Source organism: Pseudomonas frigoris, from assembly GCF_047758635.1.
Taxonomy (GTDB): Bacteria; Pseudomonadota; Gammaproteobacteria; order Pseudomonadales; family Pseudomonadaceae; genus Aquipseudomonas; species Aquipseudomonas frigoris.
In genome coordinates this window covers 3,680,801-3,698,522 of sequence record NZ_CP180479.1, presented here as the reverse complement: position 1 = coordinate 3,698,522, position 17,722 = coordinate 3,680,801, and the positions used below count along the sequence as shown (strand labels likewise).

The 17,722-nt window shown below is 53.2% G+C and carries 22 protein-coding genes and 2 pseudogenes; 14 read left to right on the top strand and 10 right to left on the bottom strand.

Annotated features, from left to right (window positions below; all coding sequences use genetic code 11):
* The first annotated feature begins 3 nt into the window (after positions 1-3).
* On the top strand, positions 4-147 hold the full coding sequence (locus ACMXYH_RS16965) for a hypothetical protein (RefSeq protein WP_415764213.1): 144 nt from the start codon (positions 4-6) through the stop codon (positions 145-147).
* Here ACMXYH_RS16965 and ACMXYH_RS16960 read toward each other — a convergent pair.
* Complete coding sequence (locus ACMXYH_RS16960) at positions 132-647, bottom strand: Hcp family type VI secretion system effector (RefSeq protein WP_054051032.1); 516 nt, start codon at positions 645-647, stop codon at positions 132-134. The two genes, ACMXYH_RS16965 and ACMXYH_RS16960, sit on opposite strands and share 16 nt — an antisense overlap.
* 437 nt (positions 648-1,084) lie before the next feature.
* On the opposite strand from ACMXYH_RS16960, the gene ACMXYH_RS16955 reads away from it, so the two are divergent.
* Both ACMXYH_RS16955 and ACMXYH_RS16950 read left to right on the top strand, forming a co-directional pair.
* Complete coding sequence (locus tag ACMXYH_RS16955; protein ID WP_415764212.1) at positions 1,085-2,515, top strand: IS1182 family transposase; 1,431 nt, start codon at positions 1,085-1,087, stop codon at positions 2,513-2,515.
* A 267-nt stretch (positions 2,516-2,782) separates the two neighbouring features.
* Positions 2,783-3,337 (top strand): YdeI/OmpD-associated family protein, encoded by a 555-nt coding sequence (locus tag ACMXYH_RS16950; RefSeq protein ID WP_403143339.1) that lies wholly within the window; start codon positions 2,783-2,785, stop codon positions 3,335-3,337.
* Positions 3,338-3,708: 371 nt separating this feature from the next.
* Here the strand turns inward: ACMXYH_RS16950 and ACMXYH_RS16945 are convergent, their stop codons facing one another.
* Both ACMXYH_RS16945 and ACMXYH_RS16940 read right to left on the bottom strand, forming a co-directional pair.
* Entirely contained in the window at positions 3,709-4,035 is a 327-nt protein-coding gene (locus ACMXYH_RS16945; protein ID WP_415764211.1) for a hypothetical protein, read from the bottom strand.
* 128 nt (positions 4,036-4,163) lie between these two features.
* Positions 4,164-4,517 carry a hypothetical protein gene (locus ACMXYH_RS16940; RefSeq protein ID WP_415764210.1) on the bottom strand — a complete coding sequence of 118 codons (354 nt, stop codon included), beginning with the start codon at positions 4,515-4,517 and terminating at the stop codon, positions 4,164-4,166.
* 406 nt (positions 4,518-4,923) lie between these two features.
* On the opposite strand from ACMXYH_RS16940, the gene ACMXYH_RS16935 reads away from it, so the two are divergent.
* Complete coding sequence (locus ACMXYH_RS16935; RefSeq protein ID WP_347806450.1) at positions 4,924-5,469, top strand: DUF2867 domain-containing protein; 546 nt, start codon at positions 4,924-4,926, stop codon at positions 5,467-5,469.
* Positions 5,470-5,642: 173 nt separating this feature from the next.
* Here ACMXYH_RS16935 and ACMXYH_RS16930 read toward each other — a convergent pair whose 3' ends face one another.
* Positions 5,643-6,512 (bottom strand): AraC family transcriptional regulator, encoded by an 870-nt coding sequence (locus ACMXYH_RS16930; protein ID WP_347806451.1) that lies wholly within the window; start codon positions 6,510-6,512, stop codon positions 5,643-5,645.
* A 365-nt stretch (positions 6,513-6,877) separates the two neighbouring features.
* Between ACMXYH_RS16930 and ACMXYH_RS16925 the strand changes: the two genes are divergently transcribed.
* Together ACMXYH_RS16925 and ACMXYH_RS16920 are read left to right on the top strand one after the other, a co-directional pair.
* Positions 6,878-7,504 (top strand): LysE family translocator, encoded by a 627-nt coding sequence (locus tag ACMXYH_RS16925; protein WP_128604990.1) that lies wholly within the window; start codon positions 6,878-6,880, stop codon positions 7,502-7,504.
* A 292-nt stretch (positions 7,505-7,796) separates the two neighbouring features.
* Positions 7,797-8,174: a hypothetical protein gene (locus ACMXYH_RS16920; RefSeq protein ID WP_415764209.1), complete on the top strand. Its 378-nt coding sequence runs from the start codon at positions 7,797-7,799 to the stop codon at positions 8,172-8,174.
* Positions 8,175-8,182: 8 nt separating this feature from the next.
* Here the strand turns inward: ACMXYH_RS16920 and ACMXYH_RS16915 are convergent, their stop codons facing one another.
* The gene (locus ACMXYH_RS16915) at positions 8,183-9,079 is read right to left on the bottom strand and encodes a LysR substrate-binding domain-containing protein (RefSeq protein ID WP_129436790.1); all 897 of its coding nucleotides are present in this window, start codon (positions 9,077-9,079) and stop codon (positions 8,183-8,185) included.
* Positions 9,080-9,205: 126 nt separating this feature from the next.
* Here ACMXYH_RS16915 and ACMXYH_RS16910 point away from each other — a divergent pair, with 126 nt between their 5' ends.
* From ACMXYH_RS16910 to ACMXYH_RS16890, 5 genes are all read left to right on the top strand, one after another.
* Positions 9,206-10,132, top strand: a complete 927-nt coding sequence (locus ACMXYH_RS16910) for an NAD(P)-dependent oxidoreductase (protein WP_415764208.1) — start codon at positions 9,206-9,208, stop codon at positions 10,130-10,132.
* Between the two features lie 110 nt (positions 10,133-10,242).
* The gene (locus ACMXYH_RS16905; RefSeq protein WP_415764207.1) at positions 10,243-11,157 is read left to right on the top strand and encodes a glycine betaine ABC transporter substrate-binding protein; all 915 of its coding nucleotides are present in this window, start codon (positions 10,243-10,245) and stop codon (positions 11,155-11,157) included.
* A gap of 326 nt (positions 11,158-11,483) precedes the next feature.
* Positions 11,484-11,888: an IS66 family insertion sequence element accessory protein TnpB gene (gene tnpB, locus ACMXYH_RS16900; protein WP_415764206.1), complete on the top strand. Its 405-nt coding sequence runs from the start codon at positions 11,484-11,486 to the stop codon at positions 11,886-11,888.
* 18 nt (positions 11,889-11,906) lie between these two features.
* Positions 11,907-13,409: an IS66 family transposase gene (gene tnpC, locus ACMXYH_RS16895; protein WP_415764205.1), complete on the top strand. Its 1,503-nt coding sequence runs from the start codon at positions 11,907-11,909 to the stop codon at positions 13,407-13,409.
* Positions 13,406-13,720, top strand: a complete 315-nt coding sequence (locus ACMXYH_RS16890; RefSeq protein WP_129444071.1) for a hypothetical protein — start codon at positions 13,406-13,408, stop codon at positions 13,718-13,720. Before tnpC ends, ACMXYH_RS16890 begins: the two co-directional genes overlap by 4 nt.
* 298 nt (positions 13,721-14,018) lie before the next feature.
* Here the strand turns inward: ACMXYH_RS16890 and ACMXYH_RS16885 are convergent, their stop codons facing one another.
* The gene (locus tag ACMXYH_RS16885) at positions 14,019-15,020 is read right to left on the bottom strand and encodes a hypothetical protein (RefSeq protein WP_415764204.1); all 1,002 of its coding nucleotides are present in this window, start codon (positions 15,018-15,020) and stop codon (positions 14,019-14,021) included.
* Positions 15,021-15,342: 322 nt separating this feature from the next.
* Here ACMXYH_RS16885 and ACMXYH_RS16880 point away from each other — a divergent pair, with 322 nt between their 5' ends.
* Both ACMXYH_RS16880 and ACMXYH_RS16875 read left to right on the top strand, forming a co-directional pair.
* Positions 15,343-15,537 carry a hypothetical protein gene (locus ACMXYH_RS16880; RefSeq protein WP_415764203.1) on the top strand — a complete coding sequence of 65 codons (195 nt, stop codon included), beginning with the start codon at positions 15,343-15,345 and terminating at the stop codon, positions 15,535-15,537.
* A 63-nt stretch (positions 15,538-15,600) separates the two neighbouring features.
* Entirely contained in the window at positions 15,601-15,801 is a 201-nt protein-coding gene (locus tag ACMXYH_RS16875; protein ID WP_347806479.1) for a hypothetical protein, read from the top strand.
* Between the two features lies 1 nt (position 15,802).
* On the opposite strand, the pseudogene ACMXYH_RS16870 reads toward ACMXYH_RS16875, so the two are convergent.
* Both ACMXYH_RS16870 and ACMXYH_RS16865 read right to left on the bottom strand, forming a co-directional pair.
* A pseudogene (locus ACMXYH_RS16870) lies at positions 15,803-15,958 on the bottom strand (site-specific integrase); the annotation flags it as partial.
* Positions 15,959-16,049: 91 nt separating this feature from the next.
* Complete coding sequence (locus ACMXYH_RS16865) at positions 16,050-16,259, bottom strand: hypothetical protein (protein WP_415764202.1); 210 nt, start codon at positions 16,257-16,259, stop codon at positions 16,050-16,052.
* 226 nt (positions 16,260-16,485) lie between these two features.
* On the opposite strand from ACMXYH_RS16865, the gene ACMXYH_RS16860 reads away from it, so the two are divergent.
* Complete coding sequence (locus tag ACMXYH_RS16860) at positions 16,486-16,881, top strand: hypothetical protein (protein WP_415764201.1); 396 nt, start codon at positions 16,486-16,488, stop codon at positions 16,879-16,881.
* A 37-nt stretch (positions 16,882-16,918) separates the two neighbouring features.
* Here the strand turns inward: ACMXYH_RS16860 and ACMXYH_RS16855 are convergent.
* Together ACMXYH_RS16855 and ACMXYH_RS16850 are read right to left on the bottom strand one after the other, a co-directional pair.
* Positions 16,919-17,107: pseudogene (locus ACMXYH_RS16855) on the bottom strand (NmrA family transcriptional regulator); the annotation flags it as partial.
* A gap of 76 nt (positions 17,108-17,183) precedes the next feature.
* Positions 17,184-17,468: a hypothetical protein gene (locus ACMXYH_RS16850; RefSeq protein ID WP_046047412.1), complete on the bottom strand. Its 285-nt coding sequence runs from the start codon at positions 17,466-17,468 to the stop codon at positions 17,184-17,186.
* Positions 17,469-17,722 lie beyond the last annotated feature (254 nt).

Genomic DNA, 17,722 nt, shown 5'->3' with positions numbered 1-17,722 from the left:
CCCTTGTTCCTCGTGCAGTGCAGCGGCGCTCGCCAATACCGGAAAAAGGAATCAGCAGACGCAAAATTCTGGAAGGGCGAAAACAACATCGACCAGCAGAGCTGGCCGATGCTTGAGACGGTCGGCCTGAATCAGGCGACCGGCTGACGCCAGTCATCGGAACCCGAAGTACCGGATACTTCGTGGGTCCAGGTGATTTTGCGGTAGGTGAATTGCACTTCTTCCAGGTGAGTGAAGTGCGAGTTCGACGGGTCCTGGCAGTTGTGCATTTTGTTGTTGATGGCGACGATGATCGCGTCTTCCAGTTTGGTGGTGTAGTAGTGCTCTTGGGTACCTTGAGCCGAGGTGCGGTACCACTGGATAACGATTTCGCTCATGCGCTCGCCGGAGGTCAGAGCCGCCTGCAGCAGTGGCGAAGCCTTGTCGTAGACCTTGGTGATCACGACTGGCTTGTGGACGCGCTGACCGGTCGGTTGGCCGGACTGCGGGTCACGCGGGATGATCACGTCGTGGCTGAAAGCCTGAACCATGACCTGGTCTTCGTGACCTTCTTGATAAGTGTTGCCAACCGAGTCGGCGGTGAATGCGCCGGCGGTGATCAGACCTTGTTTTTCGCCAGTGACGGACATGTACGCTGGAGTAGCCATGGATGTGCTCCTTGCTAAAAGTTAGGGTGCCCGGGAGGCGGTATCGCCCGGTGGGTGCCTTACTGTGATCAAAGAGCGTGCCAGGATTCTCGAAGCCGTATAAACCAAGGGCTTGGCTTAGAGCGTCCTTGAATTTGCCAAAAAAAGCAGAGATTCAGGAGAAAAGTGCGCAAGAAGTTGCGCAGTACTGCGCAACTTCTTGCGCACTTGGCTGGAAGCCTTGATCAGCGTGCCTTGCAGCGGTTTTCAGGGGGGGGTATTACGTACAACTGCGCAACTTCTTGCGCAGCATGGCGTTAGGCCATGCTTGGCGAATATATCGTTCTACCGTCCTGAAAAATGTGACGGGGGGCTGGCTGCTTTCGGCCCAGAGTGTGTAAAAACGCCTTCGCGAACCCTTGCTATGATTTCTGAGGATTTCATCGCAGGGATCGCCCATGAAGCGCTTTATCCAAGGTGAACATCGAGGCCAAGGCACCTTACTTCCCGAGAGCCTCGACGACTACGTCAGCGATACCAATCCGGTGCGTGTAGTCGACGTCTTCGTCGACGAACTCGATCTGGTCAATCTGGGTTTTGAAGGTGCCATTCCAGCCGATACTGGCCGGCCGGCTTACCACCCCGCGATCTTGCTGAAGATCTACATCTACGGCTATCTCAATCGCATTCAGTCGAGCCGACGTTTGGAGCGAGAAGCTCAACGCAACGTCGAACTGATGTGGTTGACCGGGCGTTTGATGCCGGACTTCAAGACCATCGCCAACTTCCGAAAAGACAACAGCAAGGCCATCCGAGGTGTCTGTCGCCAGTTCGTTGTGCTGTGTCAGCAGTTGGGACTGTTTGGAGAACATCTGGTCGCCATCGATGGCAGTAAATTCAAGGCCGTCAACAACCGTGACCGCAATTTCACCAGCGCCAAGCTGAAGCGGCGAATGGAAGAAATCGAATCGAGCATCAGCCGTTACCTGACCGCGCTTGATGCTGCCGATCGGCAAGAACCAACAGCTTCCGAGCCCAGTACCGTGTGGCTGGAAGAAAAAATCGCCAAGCTCAAAACTCAAATGAAAGAGCTTCAAGCGATCGAGATCCAGCTCAACGAATCGCCGGACAAACAGGTCTCACTGACCGATCCAGACAGCCGCTCCATGATGACTCGCGGCACGGGAATCGTCGGCTATAACGTGCAGACGGCGGTCGATACTCAGCACCATTTGATCGTTGCACACGAGGTGACCAATGTCGGTTCCGACCGCGATCAGCTCAGCTCGATGGCCAAGCAGGCCCGCGAGGCGATGGCGTCAGAAACGTTGTCGGTGGTGGCGGACCGAGGTTACTTCAAAAGCGAACAAATCTTGGCTTGTCACGATGCAGGCATCACCCCCTACGTGCCCAAGCCGATGACCTCTGGAGCCAAGGCTGACGGACGTTTCAATAACGATGCCTTCATCTATGACGCGGAAAAAAACGAATACATTTGTCCAGCTGGCGAGGCGCTGATCTGGCACTACTCCTACGTTGAAAAAGGCCTGAAGTTGCATCGTTACTGGAGTTCGAAATGCCAGGGCTGCGCGTTGAAGTCGCAATGCACTCCGAGCACAGAACGACGAGTTCGACGCTGGGAGCATGAAGACGTATTGGAGGAGATGCAGCTTCGGCTGAGCAAAGCACCAGAGATGATGCGAGTCCGAAAACGGACGGTTGAGCATCCCTTCGGGACGCTCAAACAATGGATGGGGGCGACGCACTTCCTGACGCGAAAGCTGGCCGGGGTGAGCGCGGAGATGAGCTTGAATGTGCTCGCCTACAACTTGAAACGGGTTATGAAAATCATCGGTGCCAACGGTTTGATGAAAGCGCTGACGGCCTGAAAAAGGCTGATTTTGGCCCATCCCAGAGGCTGTAAAAATAGCGTTGGCGTGTTCCAGGCTGAGACTGATGTGGCCCGCGACATAACCGTGCGATCGCTCAGCCAACGAATGTCACTACTCCACAACGACGAGGTCCATGAGCGTTTTTACACGCTCTGGGCCATAAGCAGCCGCTGGACAGACTAGTGGCTAATAGGTAGCGTCGACCCTCTGCACTGAATCTTTCCCGTAGTTGAGTCGTCAGGCGTATTGGTTGGAGGAGTTGCAATGACAACAATCGATGTGAAATCCCGATTCGAAGCAAAGCTTCTCCGTCCGGCAAAGCCTGGTAATGATACGTCGTGGGCGTTTCTGGTACTGCCAGGAGACGCGAGTGAACAGCTTCCGAGGCGAGGAAGGACGACAGTTGAAGGCACAATCAATGCGCACCACTTCCAGGCAACCCTTGAGCCGGATGGTCAGCTGAGCCATTGGCTGCGGGTCAGCAGAGAGTTACTCGAAGCCGCAGGCGCGGCTGTTGGGGACATCGTTACGCTGGAGCTAGCCTCTGTGAAGAAGGAACCCGAGCCTGACATCCCGGCAGATTTTCAGGAGGCACTGGCAGCCACTCCTGAGGCTCGTAAAGTCTGGAACAATACGACGACCATCGCACGAGTAGACTGGATTCACTGGATTACTTCAGCCAAGCAACTCAAGACCCGCGCAAAACGAATCAGTGATGCCTGCGATATGCTCGCATCCGGCAAGAAGCACGTTTGCTGTTTCGACCAGTCCGGTTACTACAGTAAGGCCTTCCGTGCGCCCGAGGCGGATAATTCTTAAATGGGGTATTAGATTCAAATCGTTCGGCTCGTTCACCGGGACCGACTAAGCTGGCCTTTTAGCTTGATTGTTATGAATGTCTGCAAAGGGTTGTGGATTTCGGTCAGTTACGACAGGCAGCAATCGGCTGTGGATTCAACCGGTCGGAGCAACACACCTAAATCCCGCTGTCTGCCGAAGACGTTCACGGCGCCGACGCCCTATTGCATCGGTCTCGCTGATCCCGTCTCGCACCACCCCGAATGCATGTAAGGTCAGGGTGCGCGGGCTGGCGACGTTGATTCCGTACGTTGCACTATCCGGCTAACGACGTTCAGGCCTCCCCGAGGGCTGCCCGCGTTGAGCGGGCATCGGAAATCATCCGAACTAATTCAGGCACCTGATTCAGGGTCACTCGCAGGCAACCCGCGAGCCTCCTTATCGTTTTCGTCCTGGTCGTTCATCTGTGGGTCGTTGTCTGGGTTATCGACGTGGCTGTTCGTACCAGCTTTTGGATGCTCACTCGATACCGAATTAGTAGCATCCACATCAGCCACATCAGCCACATCAGCCATATCTGCATCGACAGGAGCTTCATCGTCGGTCGGTAATGGAACTTCGTACTGGTTCCAGCTCGGGTCGTGGCCAGTTTCGTTGTCCGTAGTGCGTGTTTCGCGTTGCTGCGATTTATTGCCTGGTGCGTTCTCGTTAATTTCCATGGTGGCTCTCCGACCTAATGCGCGTGATTTCCGTGCTTAAACATGAGAAGCGGTCGTGCGCTGCAAGTGCCTACCATCGGACAGACGGCGAACACAAAAAACCCGGCTTGCTGGCCGGGCTTTCTCTCCTATCGCATATCGTCTGATAGCGGTGTTATTTCATCTGCCTCTGGTGTAGTCCTCTCACCAGGTTCTTTCCAGTCTTCTGGGCGATCATCGCTGGGTTTTGTTAACGGATCGTATTTATTCGGATCGTCTGGATCTAGCGTCGGCTCATCTGAACCTGACTCAGGCTTGGATGGAACAGAACCTTGTGTTTGGTCTTGAAAACTCGAATCGGAAGACATACCCACCTCACCAATGAGGTCCAGCTTTTCTGGGCCGTAATAGTTTGAAGTTGGCAGGTGAAAAGTGTGCGACTGAGCAGATGAGCGGGCAGTAAAAAGCCGTTTGGGGTTGCACGGAATTGCCCCCAACTGCATCACCACTGACCAGTCATTTGCATCGGACTTGACCAGCGCACATGGGAATGACGATCGGCAGAGAACGGCCAAAAGCGGCCGGCGAGTACCAACAAGAGTCTGAGATCAGTGGGGCGTTCGGTTGCGTCTACTAAGCCAGGGGCTATTCAATGCTACGCTTCCTGTGATTCGTACTCGAACCCTCATCTAGGGCCAAAAAATGACAGCACTGAGGTTCTTTTTCGTGAAGTACAGATATCGCCTCAAGTCGTCGCTCGATAGCGAGTCCTGGTCCGAAGGCACAAGGCCGATTCGGGCGGATGGCCAATAAGATGCCAATTACAGTGCTAGGCAAATGCTCCCGCAGGAGATGCCAGATCATGTGGTTGAAATTTTAGACCTCAGAAACGAACCATAGGCCGCATACATGTCAACCGAACACCATCAAGCAACATCTGTGTCGCTTCCTCCGGAGTCGGCGATTGCTAAAGCCTACGCATCGATGAATCTCGCCGACGCTTACTCGATCGAGCTTCCCACCGGAGCGTCAACCAATCCCGAATTGTTGGCGAGGTTCATCTTCGCTCACCAAGCGCCTTGGGTCAGCAGCCTCTTAACGGTTCGAGACGCGCTCGTAGCCGGTTTCGGCCTCAAGACAGCTAAGCATCTCGCATCACTGGATGCGGAGAGCGGAGCGGGCCGACTCGGCATCTTTAAGATCTACAGCACAAGTCCAACTGAAGTTGTTCTTGGAGAAGACGACAAGCACCTGGACTTCAGGCTCTCTGTTCTGTGTTCCGGTCAGTCGTCGCCGGGAGCTAAACGTCACTTGACTCTGTCGACCGTTGTTCATTGCCACAATCGCTTAGGTCGTCTCTATATTTTTCTCATTGCCCCGTTTCATCGCTTAGTCGTTCAGTCCAATCTTCGTAGTGCGGCACGGATCGGCTGGCCGTCGGCGACGGAGGCGTAAGCCAAAGCCCAAATCATCATGCGCGGCCAACTGAGGTCTAACCCTTCCCTCAACTCGGACCGCAACCGAAGACTGCCGCTGCGCGGCATAGGTTGCGGCCTGTTAGCTCGGCTTTGAACGACAGCTTCCGGGAAGCATGACCGACGGCAAAGGGTCGAAAGCTGCTTGCTCCGCTATTGCAGCGGAACATACACATCTGTTTGCCATTGATCCTGTGGTGTCTCGGGATGGACGCTCAGGTAATTGAAGAATAGCGGCTGGTCACGGAGTTCCTCTCCACTGGCAGGAAGCCAATCGCGGTAAATCGGATAGATCGTTTCGCCGATGTGATCCGGTGACCCCGCGTGTCGCACCACGACGTAGCGACCGGCAGGAATGACGATCTCGTGCACGCCGAACTCATTCGGCGCCACGGCCTCGTGAATCTCGCCGCAGATTGCGAAGCGGAATGCTTGTGGAGGTGTCGTATCGGGGTTGCTATAGGGAATGCCAAAGGTGCGACTCGATGCCACCGGCGACTGTCCGCTCTGCATACGCCACTCGATGAACGTGCGCACGCTATCATTGACGAGCCCGGCTGGTCCGCAGTGCTCAAGCGCTGCTACCTTGACTTCAGGGAAATCTATGATTCGTACTTGCATGATGATAGTCCTGGAAAAGTGAGGGATTGCGAATACCGCATTCCAGACCTGCCAGTTCGGTTCCTTCCTGAACGCACTCGGCGTCATACCGAACGCCCGTCTGAACGCCCTGCAAAATGCCTCGGGACTTTCAAAGCCGGCACCGAGTGCGGCGTCCAGTACCGAGTGATCCGCGAGGGCGGCTAGGCTATGTGCCGCGCGTCGTAGTCGCATCAGTTGCACATAACGTGAGACAGGCACTCCTACGAACGCGGTGAATTGTCGATGGAAGTGAAACGCCGAAAAGTTCGCCACATGGCTCAACGTCCTCACCGACAGGTCGCCTTCGAGATTGGCATCAATGTAGGCGAGTACGGCGTTGAAGCGTTTTGTGTAAGCGAAATTGGTCGGCATGTCAGACACTGGAAAAAGCTCCTGGAAGTACGGTCGGCAATAGAGTCGACTATAGCGGCGTGAACGCACCTAGCCGCGTTTGCTCAAGGCACGTTTTGGGTTGGCCAATACGATCTCTTCCAAGGCGATGTAAAGGTCAGGGGCATTTCAGGTGTCCACTTCTGGCCGGAAACAGCCTGCTGTAAATGTGGCAGGCAAGGAGATTATTCGGTCATGGATCAGTGGGCGCCTAGGAGTCGCTGCCCCTCTACGCTGTAGCTGCGAGTGTTGCTCTGCGATCGCTCCGCCGCGCACAGGTTTGCCTTTGCAAGAGAAAGAGCTACAGTTTGCGCTACGTGGGGCTGGATGCCTCGATCACGTCAGAGATGAACATCGTGTTTCCAATCGATATCTGGCTTGCCTACACCGCAGCGTGCCTGCTTCTGGTGCTCGCGCCAGGTCCGGACAATCTGTTGGCCGTGGGCCGCGGGCTCAGCCAGGGGAAAACAGCCGCGATATTATCGGGACTGGCATCCGGCGCAGGAATTCTCTTTCATGTGACGGCCGCTTCGTTAGGACTGACGCTACTTATGCAGACCTCCGCAGCAGCCTTCTGGATCGTCAAGCTTATCGGTGCTGGCTACTTGCTCTGGCTAGGTATCAAGGTGCTGCGCTCTCGTAGCCTGCTTAGCTTTCATCCGGCAGCTCGACAATCCCTGCCAAGCATTTTCCTGACAGGCTTCTGCTCCGCAGCACTGAACCCCAAGCCGGGCTTTTTCGTGTTGGCATTCATCCCGCAGTTTGTTGACCCGCACCGCGGCTCAGTGAGTATCCAAATGCTGGTGTATGGGGTGTGGTTTGCTGTACTTACGGCAGCTGGATTCGCACTCATGGGCGTCTTCGCCACTGCACTCTCCGGTTTTTTACGCCAGCGGCCACGACTCGTGAATGGTCTGAACGTGGGAGCAGGGCTGACGTTTGTGGCGTCGGGGGTATCGATCGCGGCGCTCAGCCAAAAGTAGAACTTGGGGTTCGCGAGGTAAGGGGCTCGCCCCGCTGAACAGCACGGTAAAAGTCCAACTCGTGAAATCAAGCTGATGAAGCATGGGTACATGGGGCCGGTAACTGCCGGACATCAAGGGCTGCTATTGGCCGTTTCTTACCTCTCGCGACGGGCCAAAAACGGCCAGGAGCGGTCATTCGGGTTAGACGCTATCCGGAATAACGTTAGTCCCTGACGTTAAATCTGCTCAATAACGCGGCACCATCCGTGACATCAAGAACCTGATCGATCGCAGTGATTTTCTGAGTCGCGTGGCCAAGCTGAGAGTCGGCGTTGCTGTACGCAACCTCTGCCTCATTATGGAGTGCATAGGCCATGTGGGCCGCGATGCGGACGCTCATTGGCTGCCGGGAGAGGTCGATGCCGAACTGGTCGCCACTGTCGTGCTGCGCCTGGTTGTCGAGAACAATAGCAAGTTCGTGCGCAGCAGAAAGCGAGCCGGGGAAAACATCGGGCGCTACTGCCTGGAACCCTACGGGATGAAGCGGCTGGGGTCGGGCAATTACGAGCTGGCCACACCCATTGGAGCGACGAAGAGCGGGATAAGGCTGTTCACGATCGGCCGGCAAAAATCTGCCAAGAAGCCGATATGCGCAATTGCTTCATCGAGGCTGACGCTTGAGAAGTGAGCGCTTTACTAAGCCCGTGTTAGATAGCTACCTTGTCGGAAAGCTGAATTAAAAGCTGTCTGGACGCTTTCAATCAACTGTTCCTCTAACAGCGTTGTGGCTGATGGTAGCTTGCTCGGTGCTCGATGCAAAACGATCTCGATCTCGGGCAATTGAGGAAAATCATCCTCGACCCCGAAGATCCGCCACTCAACCGGAACCATGCTCTGGGCCATTACAGTCACTGCTAAACCTCCGTTTACAGCGATTGTTCCTCCAGCAAAGCTCCGACTGGAATAGGCAATTCGCCAAGGCCGTCCATGGGCGTTAAGAGCAGCTATGGCATGCTCACGGAACACACACCCTTCGGGGAAAAACGCCAGCGGAACCGGCTCCATGCTCTGAGCCATATGTTGGCGCGAACCTACCCAGACTAACCGTTCTTTGCGCAAAATCTTTCCGCAGCTTCGATTTGGCTGTCGCGTGATCAGAGCCACGTCAAGATCTCCCGCCTCAAGTAGGTCAAGCAGCTCCCCACTCAAAGCCCCAGTTACTTCAAGCTGCACTCGTGGGTAAGCATGTGCAAAACGGGTCAACACAGAAGGTAAAAAAAACTGAGCGTAATCATCAGGTATGCCTAGTCTGAGGTGCCCCTCAGTGTATGGCTTTCCAACGGCCGCAAAGGCGCTTTCATTTAGATGGATCATACGACGCGCATAACCGAGAAGTATCTCACCGTCTTCCGTCAACCTTATTTGACGATTATCCCGTTGAATCAATTGTTTGCCCATCTGCTCTTCAAGCTTTTGCAACTGCATGCTTACTGCTGACTGAGTACGGCATAAAAAGTGAGCAGCACGCGTGAAACCTCCACTGTCGACAATGGCTATAAAAGCCTGGAGCAGGTTCAAATCAAGGTTTTTCAATCGCTTACCTCCTACTATCACGTTTCATGATCGATACTATAATAATATTTCATTTGTTTATAGCCAACAAGCATTTTATGTTGCTCCTAGCTTCCAATCGCCCCATCAATAAAAACGAGAAACATTATGAAAATTGGATTTGTTGGTTTAGGAACAATGGGACTTCCCGCGGCTCGGAACATTCAGGCTTTAGGCTTTGACTTGGTTGTATATGACCTGCGGAGGGAAGTGGCAGAGTCTTTATTAGCCAATGGTGCTGTGTGGGCTGACAGCCCTCGAGAAGTGATTGAGAATGTGGATGTCGTAGTTAGCATGGTCTTCGGACCAGTGCAAATTGATCAAGTCGTACGTGGTGCCGGCGGTTTTTTTGAAGCCGATATTACTGGCAAATACTGGATCGACCTGACAACCAGCAGTCCGTTTATGATGCGCAAGCTCGCCGACGAGTTCGTCGCGCGGGGTGGATTTCCTATTGATGCACCCGTTACCGGGTCAGTTGATTCCTCCATACGTGGTGACATGATTTTGTTTGTAGGTGGGCAGGATGCTCATATCGAAAAAACGCGTCCTGTTCTTGAAGCAATGGGTGTAATTCGAAAAGTTGGCCGCTATGGCAACGGTTACGTCGCTAAGCTGGTTAACAACCAGCTTTGGAAAATCCACGCTGCCGCTATAGGCGAAGCTATGGTGGCCGCTAAGGTTGCAGGTTTGGAGCCAGAGGTATGGTGGGAAGCAATGAAGGGAGGGGCCGCCGATAGCTTCGTAATGCAACACGATGTACCGTCGATATTTGCCGGTCACTACGACCCATCCTTCCCGCTTGCGCTGTGCCTGAAAGATCTTGGCCTGATAGAAGAATTGTTAAATGAAACCGGAACACGCTGCGAGCTAACCCGTGCAACTCATGCGCGCTTCGAAGAAGCGAAGCAGCGTTACGGTGAGCGTTCCGGTGAAATGAGTGTCTGCCGGCTCATTGAAGATGATGCAAAGATAGCGTTGCGAGTTGCGGGCGACTGGGTAGCACCGTGGGAAGTCCTACCCGTACACGCATAGGTAACCGCTTAAATAGGATCTCCTCGGAATTCAGGAACTCCAAGAGCTTGCGCTGGCGTAAATTGATCTTCCATACACCACCCAAAAGCTAAAATAATAGGATGATTAAAATGAAGCTTGATTTTATGTATGTATTCAAGTGTGCGACGTTGGCAGTGGTACCTTTAATGTCATTAGGCGTTCAAGCGACGGAGTCTGAATTCAGGGAAGATCAAGCCTTGCGATTGAGTTTTATTTCAGAGCCGGACTCTGAAATCGTTACAAATATGGCCAAAAAAATCCTAGAGGAACAACTCGACTATAAAGTAAAACTCTCACTGCTAGCACTTGGCGTGCAATATCAAAGCATCTCAACTAAAAAGCTTGACGTTATGCTCATGGCTTGGCTACCGAACACCCAAGCTGCTTATTGGGACAAGTATAAAAATAGTGTTGATGATTTAGGCATAATCTATGGCGGGAAGCTTGGATGGGTGGTGCCAGACTACGTGCCGATTAACGAAGTAAGAACAATCGCTGATTTGGAAAATCCCGAAGTTGCAAAGAAATTTAAAGGAACAATACAAGGCATCGACCCTGGTGCAGGCTTAATGAGAAAATCCGAAGAAACAATAAAAAATTACAACTTAGTCGATTACAAACTCTCTGCTAGCAGCGCAACTGCAATGACTATTGCGATGGATCGAGCCATTCTTAAAAAAGACTGGATCGTTGCCACAGCCTGGACCCCTCATTGGATGTTTGGAAAGTGGAACCTACGCTATTTGGAAGATCCAAAGGGCTCTTTAGGTGGTGCTGAAGGCGTACATACCCTTTCTCGCAAAGGGTTCAGTGAAGATTTTCCTCGAGCAGCGAACTTCCTTCAAAACTACAAAATCCCCCTTGCCGACTTGCAGGGAATTATGGCCGAGTCTCATGAGACTTCAAACCCCGATGGGGCTATCACCCATTATCTTGACTCACACCCAGAGAAAATTACTGAGTGGACCGAAAGTGCAAAAAAAATTCCACTCTACAAAAATTGACATAACCCTTGCTATGTCAAACAGCTAAAGTAATCGCACGCAAACTCGTTATCAGCTTCCCAAGCTGATAACGAGGCTTAATTCCCTTCGCCCGCCCCACTGTTTTCACGGTTTCCAGCGGTGCATGTACTGACTGCAATCAGTTGGGGGCCGTTTTGGGGGGGCGTTTCATAATTGAGCGAGGGATTCGAACCCCTTCTCGCGTCCCCACCGGCCGCTTCAGGCCAGAGAATACGGTGTTTTCGTCCTTTGCCCATCCGTAACCTCTGTCGAAAGTAAAGATTTCGTAAGCGCTCCATGAAGCCCACATTCCAAGCCGAAACCTGATGTCCGATGCTGTGCTCCCGATTTCTTTCTGGAGCCAGTCCGTCATGATGCGTCCCGACGCCAAAGTCGAAAAAGTGTACCTATACCCCAAGCCCGTGGACTTCCGAAAATCCATCGACGGCCTCGCGGCCCTGATCGAGCTAGATATCAAGGTAGCGGTATTCGACCCCGTGCTTTTCGTCTTTCTGAATCGCCCCCGTAATCGGGTGAAAATCCTCTATTGGGAGCGCAACGGCTTCTGCCTTTGGCTCAAGCGCCTGGAGTCTGAGCGTTTCAAAACCTCGCCCGATGGCACCGACGAAGCCATCGTGCTGACGGTTCAGGAACTGAACTGGCTGCTCGACGGTTTTGATCTCTGGCGCAACCGTCCGCATCAGGTTTTGACGCCGCGATTCGTTGCTTGATTGGGTATAATCCGGGCCATGATTTCCATGCCCGACAACCTTCCCGATGACCTGGCTGCGCTCAAGCAATTACTTGCTCAGATGCAGTCGAAGGTCGTTCTTCTTGAAGAAGAGAATGCGCTACTTCGTCAGCGCCTGTTCGGGCGCAAGTCAGAGCAAACCGCTGATCCGGCGACGCCACAACTGCTGCTGTTTAATGAAGCCGAAAGTATCGACACGCCAGCGCCCGTTGAAGCTGACGGAGAAGTTGTCGCCCCGACCAAGCGCCGTGGCAAACGCAAGCCACTGTCGGCTGACTTGCCACGCATCGAGGTCATCCACGAACTCTCCGAGCACGAACTGACCTGCGCTTGCGGTTGCCGCAAACACGCCATCGGTGAAGAAACCAGCGAACAGCTGGAGATCGTGCCGATGCAGATCCGGGTGATCAAACATATCCGCAAGGTCTACGGCTGCCGAGGCTGCGAAACAGCACCGGTCACCGCCGACAAACCCGCGCAACTGATCGAAAAAAGCATGGCCAGCCCCAGCGTATTGGCGATGCTGCTGACCACCAAGTACGTCGATGGCCTGCCGCTGCACCGTTTCGAAAAAGTCCTCGCTCGTCACGGTGTCGATATTCCGCGTCAAACCTTGGCGCGCTGGGTGATCCAGTGCTGCGAACACTTCCAGCCACTGCTGAATCTGATGCGTGATCGGTTACTGGAGAGTCCGATTGTTCACTGCGATGAAACGCGAGTGCAGGTGCTGAAAGAGCCAGACCGAGACCCGACCAGCCAATCCTGGATGTGGGTACAAGCCAGTGGCCCACCGGAGCGCCCAGTCATCCTGTTTGACTACACCACCAGCCGAGCGCAGGAGGTGCCGTTGCGGCTGCTCGCCGACTATCGCGGCTATCTGATGACCGATGATTACGCCGGCTATAACGCTTTGGGCGCGCAGCCGGGTATCGAGCGTTTGGCCTGCATGGCCCATGTACGGCGCAAGTTTGTCGATGCGCAAAAAGTGCAGCCCAAGGGCAAAGCCGGTCGAGCCGATGTTGCGCTGACGATGATCAACAAGTTGTACGGCATCGAGCGTGGGTTGAAAGAGATGACCGATGAACAGCGTTTTGCCGGTCGCCAGGAACAGAGCTTGCCGGTGCTCAGCCAGTTAAAAAACTGGCTGGAGAAAACTCATCCCCAGGTCACATCACAAAGTGCCTTGGGCAAGGCCGTGGGTTATTTGGCCAGTAACTGGAGCCGGCTGGAGCGTTATATAGAGGCTGGCTTTTTACCAATCGACAACAATGCCGCCGAAAGAGCAATCAAACCGTTTGTGATCGGTCGCAAAGCATGGCTATTCAGCGATACGCCCAAGGGCGCCGCAGCCAGTGCGCAGATCTACAGTCTGGTCGAGACCGCCAAGGCAAACGGCCAGGAGCCCTATACGTGGCTGCGCCATGTACTGGAGCGATTACCGCAGGCTGAGTCGGGTGAAGACGTTGAAGCGCTACTACCCTGGAATTGGAGGGCATCATGAGTATCAATATTGATCATCTGAGTGTCGATGAGTTAGTGACATTGAATCATCACATTATCGAACGGCTGAAGATGCTGGAGTCGTTGGAAGCTCATAAATCGATGATGCAGTTCCATCCAGGAGCACGGGTAAGCTTCGACTCACCCAGTGGTGAGCGCCTGTCCGGTACCGTCATGAAGTTCAACCGCAAGACCGTCACAGTGGTAACCGACACCAGCCAACGCTGGAATATTTCGCCGCACTTGCTTTCACCGATCAAAAACGTACAAGCGGGCACGGTGGTGGATATCAAGCCACAAAAAATGAAGTAGCTGCGCCGCGAATGGCCTCCGCGCCAGCATGATTTGATTCCTCCCCCACCTCAGACGCCGCCTGTTTGGATAGGTGGGGTTTATGGATCAGTTACAAGATTTCAATCTCAGACGCATACTTTTCTGCACCGGAAACTATGGCCGACTTTTTCAACAGAATCGGCCGATTGCTGCCTGTTGCGAGGGGCCGCTATGGGTCGAAAGCGGTCACCGACTCACAGGCCGGTGCTTTGGAGGAATGACCACTTTGCGTTGCAAAAAAGTGCACAGCGGGTCAAGTGTGACCTGTAGCATCTTGTTAGCTTTTTCTGTCACTAATGCTTCTTTTATATTTTTCGAGAAGATGTTTGTCATTTGCTTTCGCATATAATCGTCTTATAGCGTCGTCTGTAATAGAGGTTTTCCCACACTTCGTTCCGTACAACCCATAGGGCACGACCGCTTGTTTCTGTTCAAAGTCGCGAAGGATTAAACGTGTTTTTTCCAAAGCACTCAAATATTTTCCAGCAATCGCGACAAGATCACGCGATCTTATATCTGAGATTATGTATCGGTGGATAACGCGATTTCTCGAATTATAGAGCTCATTCAAACTATCGAAAGTCTCCACATCAATTACTTGAAATTTTAAAGCATCATCGAAGACTTTTCTCTCCAATATGCCCTTTTCACCATCTGCCTGGAAAAGGTATCTAATTTCGATATTGTCTGTCTTTTCCTCCAGCTGTTTTGCAATTACCAAGCTCAACCTTAAATGCGCATCTATTTGATTTGCTGCAATCGCAATGATCTCAATGAATGCCATAGCATCAATTGCTGAGTAAAGAAGATCATATGACGCTGCAAGAGCCCCTGTAAATCGATCAAACTTATCGAGGTCTGCAGCCAGTTTACGATCACTCTCGGGGACTATTACGACCGAATTCAGAATTTTATTCACGATTGCAAGCTGTTCGGCAATCCTCTTGTCGCCTTCAAGGCCTACATCGTAGATATACTTACCTATCAATGCTTGATCATAATAAGCGCCGAAAAACAGATGTGTGCAAAACTCGGAGTTATCTTCCCTTGACTCGTTCCAGCTTAGTTTTCTGACTCCGTTGGGATTGGCTTTGGCAATTCTGGGAGCAAGTTCGTTCAACGGATAGCAACTCAGCTGAAAGCAGCCTAACGGGTCTTCATAAGGTTGAAACCCGTAAGGCGACTTCTCTTCATAGTCGCTAAGGCCTGAATTAAGGTACTGCCAATCGATTGGGACTTGAATTAAAAGTATTCCGTTGGGCTCAGTCCAGTGTTTCATGCATGCCTGCCATATCGCATTCTAGTCGCTCCAAAATAACAAACTTAACAGTTGGGAGACAGAAATGTCCTGGATCTTTCGGGCACTTCAGTCGCATGGCATGTGCCCTTTTGGGCGATTGCAGTCTTTGACGACCGGTACATTGAATTCCACCCTATGTTCAATCGGCCCCCACACCTGGCGCAGGTGTGGGGGCCTTTTTTGGCGACCGTGTAAACTACTCCCCACCGTGCTGGTCTACCATTCCCTTACTGTCTGGTCGATGCATTCGGCCCACTTCTTCGAACAGGGAGCACCCTTCATGTCGTAAGTCTATGAGGGCTTGGCTACCGTCGCCGTGATCGCCCGCTACCTGGGGCAGGCACCGATCGAGCTGACGACGCTCGAATGTCCGGTACGCTTGAGCGATGCCGACTCTGGGCGAGCCCGCATTGAACTGCAGCAGTATCTACAAGGATCCAAGGCGGCCAACCTGCTGCGGATGATCCCGCCTGACGGGCACATGGTGCAGGGGTAAATAATCGACGCCTGCAACGAACCGGGTGGCGGCTGGCTGCTGATCAATGTCGGGCAATTCGAGTTGACGCCTGAGCCGCCGGCCAACGTCAACTCGGTTCGCCTGGTGGCCAGGATCGCGGGCGGCCCCGATTGGGGGGTGTCGATTCGCCTGGGCGGCAGCGGCGCACGCTGGGTGCCGGTGCGCTCAAGACGTGAGCCGTTGCGCACCTGGTCCAGCTTGACCGCGGTATGGCGCTTTGCCGAAAGCGTCGGCCTGAGTTGATTCAGTGTAGAGCTGTAACCGGTGACAGTTTCAGGGCCAGTTGCAGCATGCCCACCACGTCCGGTCCGTCCTCATTGATGCAGGTTCCGTAGTGCTTACGGATCATGTTGCCGTTGGTATGGCCCACCTGATCGGCGATCCAGCTAGCAAAAGCCATTTCTACAGACCGACGTCCGTCCGTCTTGCCTTCGAATGCGGGATCCCTGCAGCCCGATTTCTTTTGCTTGCTGTTTTTTAGCCCGTAGCAGTTATTGACCCCGGCCGCTAGCCCCTGGATTAGCGGCGCGTCGATCTTCGCCAGAAGGGTTGCCGGTATCGACAAGCCTTCTCTCGACCAAGACATTTTGAAGGGCCTGGCGGGCTTCAGCGTCCAGCTGGTGCTCTCTCTCCTTGAGTTCAAGCAAGATTGGGCTGGACCAGGTGCGATAGGTTTGCTCGGTCTTACGAATTGATGTCATCTGTCCCCTCCTTGATGAGTGCCCGCCAACACCGTCGGCGCAATTTTGGTTCGATAGAACCCTAGTTGAGGAATCTGTTTGCCGCCAAAAAATTGCATGGCAATGGTGCACACCTCGCTGACGCCGCTATTGATGTTATCGTCAAAAAATATATTGATCAGTTTGGGGTTATCTAGCCTTAAAAGTTACGTTGTCTGAATATAAAAAATTGTAAGAGGTGGAAGTGATGCGTAAGTTGTTGGCTGCCATTGCTGTAGCGTTCTTTCTCTCTGGATGTTCTTCCGGACCTCAGATTCCAAACGATGCCCATACCCCGGCACCTGCTGGTGCGAAGCAATTAAGCGGGGATGAAACTCACCAGGTGTTGATTGGTCGTGAACTCAAAAGCAATAACGCCAAAGGCGAGCCGTTCTCGGAAACATTGAGTCCTGGCGGAGCCGCGTTAATTAAAATTGCTAATTATCCAGAGGTTAAAGGTAATTGGACTGTGGCGGGTGACGTGATCTGCGTCACCTATAAAGAATATGGAAAGGAATGCAATACCGTGCACAGTGATGGCGCTTCAGTGTGGCTTGTAGACCAAAATACAAAGACAACTAACAATAAATTCAGTGTGCATTAGTTAAGTATCATCCAGCTAACGCACACCCGTTATCTCACTGTACGCCATCGGCAACCGGTGTATTGCGGCCATCAAGCACGATGGTGAAGAGATACAGCACCAAGTCGATCAGTTGTGCGGGAAGTTCTTCCTGTGCCAACGCCTGACGATAAGCCTCCGACGGTACTGCGGCGAAACGGATTTCGCGTTTTGTCGCACGGGCGATTTCATCAGCGGCTTCGGAAAAAGCGCATGTCGTTGCTGGAAATCATGGCGCCAGCGGCCGGATCGAGTGAATTCGATTCAGCCGCCGATGCTGTCAGCTAAACGAAAGGCTGACCGGTGAAACCACGAGGCAATCGTTGCAGTCCTTCCATGGCGGTGAGCCGTTCGACCCAAGCCGCGCGCCAGTCATTGGCTGTATGCGTAACTTTGGCTTTGCGTGCGGCGCGGCGTGCAGCGTTGCGTTGGTCTTTGCGCGCATCCTTGAACGCGTCGGTGTTGCGGCAGCTTCTGCATTTCACCCGGGTCAGTTCACTGGTTGAAACGAGCTTGCTGCCTTTATGGCCGCAGGCCAGATGCCCGCCGACTTTAAAGTGAGTAACCATCAGACGTCTCCTTCGTTGCGTGTAATGGTTTGACCTCCAGCGTACGGCGACGTTCGTTGCCTGATTAATGGGCAAAAAAAGGCCCGCATGCGGGCGGGCCAGGGGGATTCTTCAAAGGAGTCGGGGCCACTGTAGGGCGTGAGTTGTGAATACAGTGTGAAACAGACTGCGCAGCCAAAAAAAAGCCCAGCGCCAGGCTGGGTTGGGGATGTAGCAGGAAGCGCTCAGGCAAGGACGCACCCGGTGACGATAAG

Coding starts and splice junctions, on each gene's coding strand:
- ACMXYH_RS16960 (WP_054051032.1), bottom strand. CDS start 647: ATGGCTACTCCAGCGTACATGTCCGTCACTGGCGAAAAACAAGGTCTG.
- ACMXYH_RS16955 (WP_415764212.1), top strand. CDS start 1,085: ATGAAGCGCTTTATCCAAGGTGAACATCGAGGCCAAGGCACCTTACTT.
- ACMXYH_RS16950 (WP_403143339.1), top strand. CDS start 2,783: ATGACAACAATCGATGTGAAATCCCGATTCGAAGCAAAGCTTCTCCGT.
- ACMXYH_RS16945 (WP_415764211.1), bottom strand. CDS start 4,035: ATGGAAATTAACGAGAACGCACCAGGCAATAAATCGCAGCAACGCGAA.
- ACMXYH_RS16940 (WP_415764210.1), bottom strand. CDS start 4,517: ATGCAGTTGGGGGCAATTCCGTGCAACCCCAAACGGCTTTTTACTGCC.
- ACMXYH_RS16935 (WP_347806450.1), top strand. CDS start 4,924: ATGTCAACCGAACACCATCAAGCAACATCTGTGTCGCTTCCTCCGGAG.
- ACMXYH_RS16910 (WP_415764208.1), top strand. CDS start 9,206: ATGAAAATTGGATTTGTTGGTTTAGGAACAATGGGACTTCCCGCGGCT.
- ACMXYH_RS16905 (WP_415764207.1), top strand. CDS start 10,243: ATGAAGCTTGATTTTATGTATGTATTCAAGTGTGCGACGTTGGCAGTG.
- tnpB (WP_415764206.1), top strand. CDS start 11,484: ATGTCCGATGCTGTGCTCCCGATTTCTTTCTGGAGCCAGTCCGTCATG.
- tnpC (WP_415764205.1), top strand. CDS start 11,907: ATGATTTCCATGCCCGACAACCTTCCCGATGACCTGGCTGCGCTCAAG.
- ACMXYH_RS16890 (WP_129444071.1), top strand. CDS start 13,406: ATGAGTATCAATATTGATCATCTGAGTGTCGATGAGTTAGTGACATTG.
- ACMXYH_RS16885 (WP_415764204.1), bottom strand. CDS start 15,020: ATGAAACACTGGACTGAGCCCAACGGAATACTTTTAATTCAAGTCCCA.
- ACMXYH_RS16865 (WP_415764202.1), bottom strand. CDS start 16,259: ATGACATCAATTCGTAAGACCGAGCAAACCTATCGCACCTGGTCCAGC.
- ACMXYH_RS16860 (WP_415764201.1), top strand. CDS start 16,486: ATGCGTAAGTTGTTGGCTGCCATTGCTGTAGCGTTCTTTCTCTCTGGA.
- ACMXYH_RS16850 (WP_046047412.1), bottom strand. CDS start 17,468: ATGGTTACTCACTTTAAAGTCGGCGGGCATCTGGCCTGCGGCCATAAA.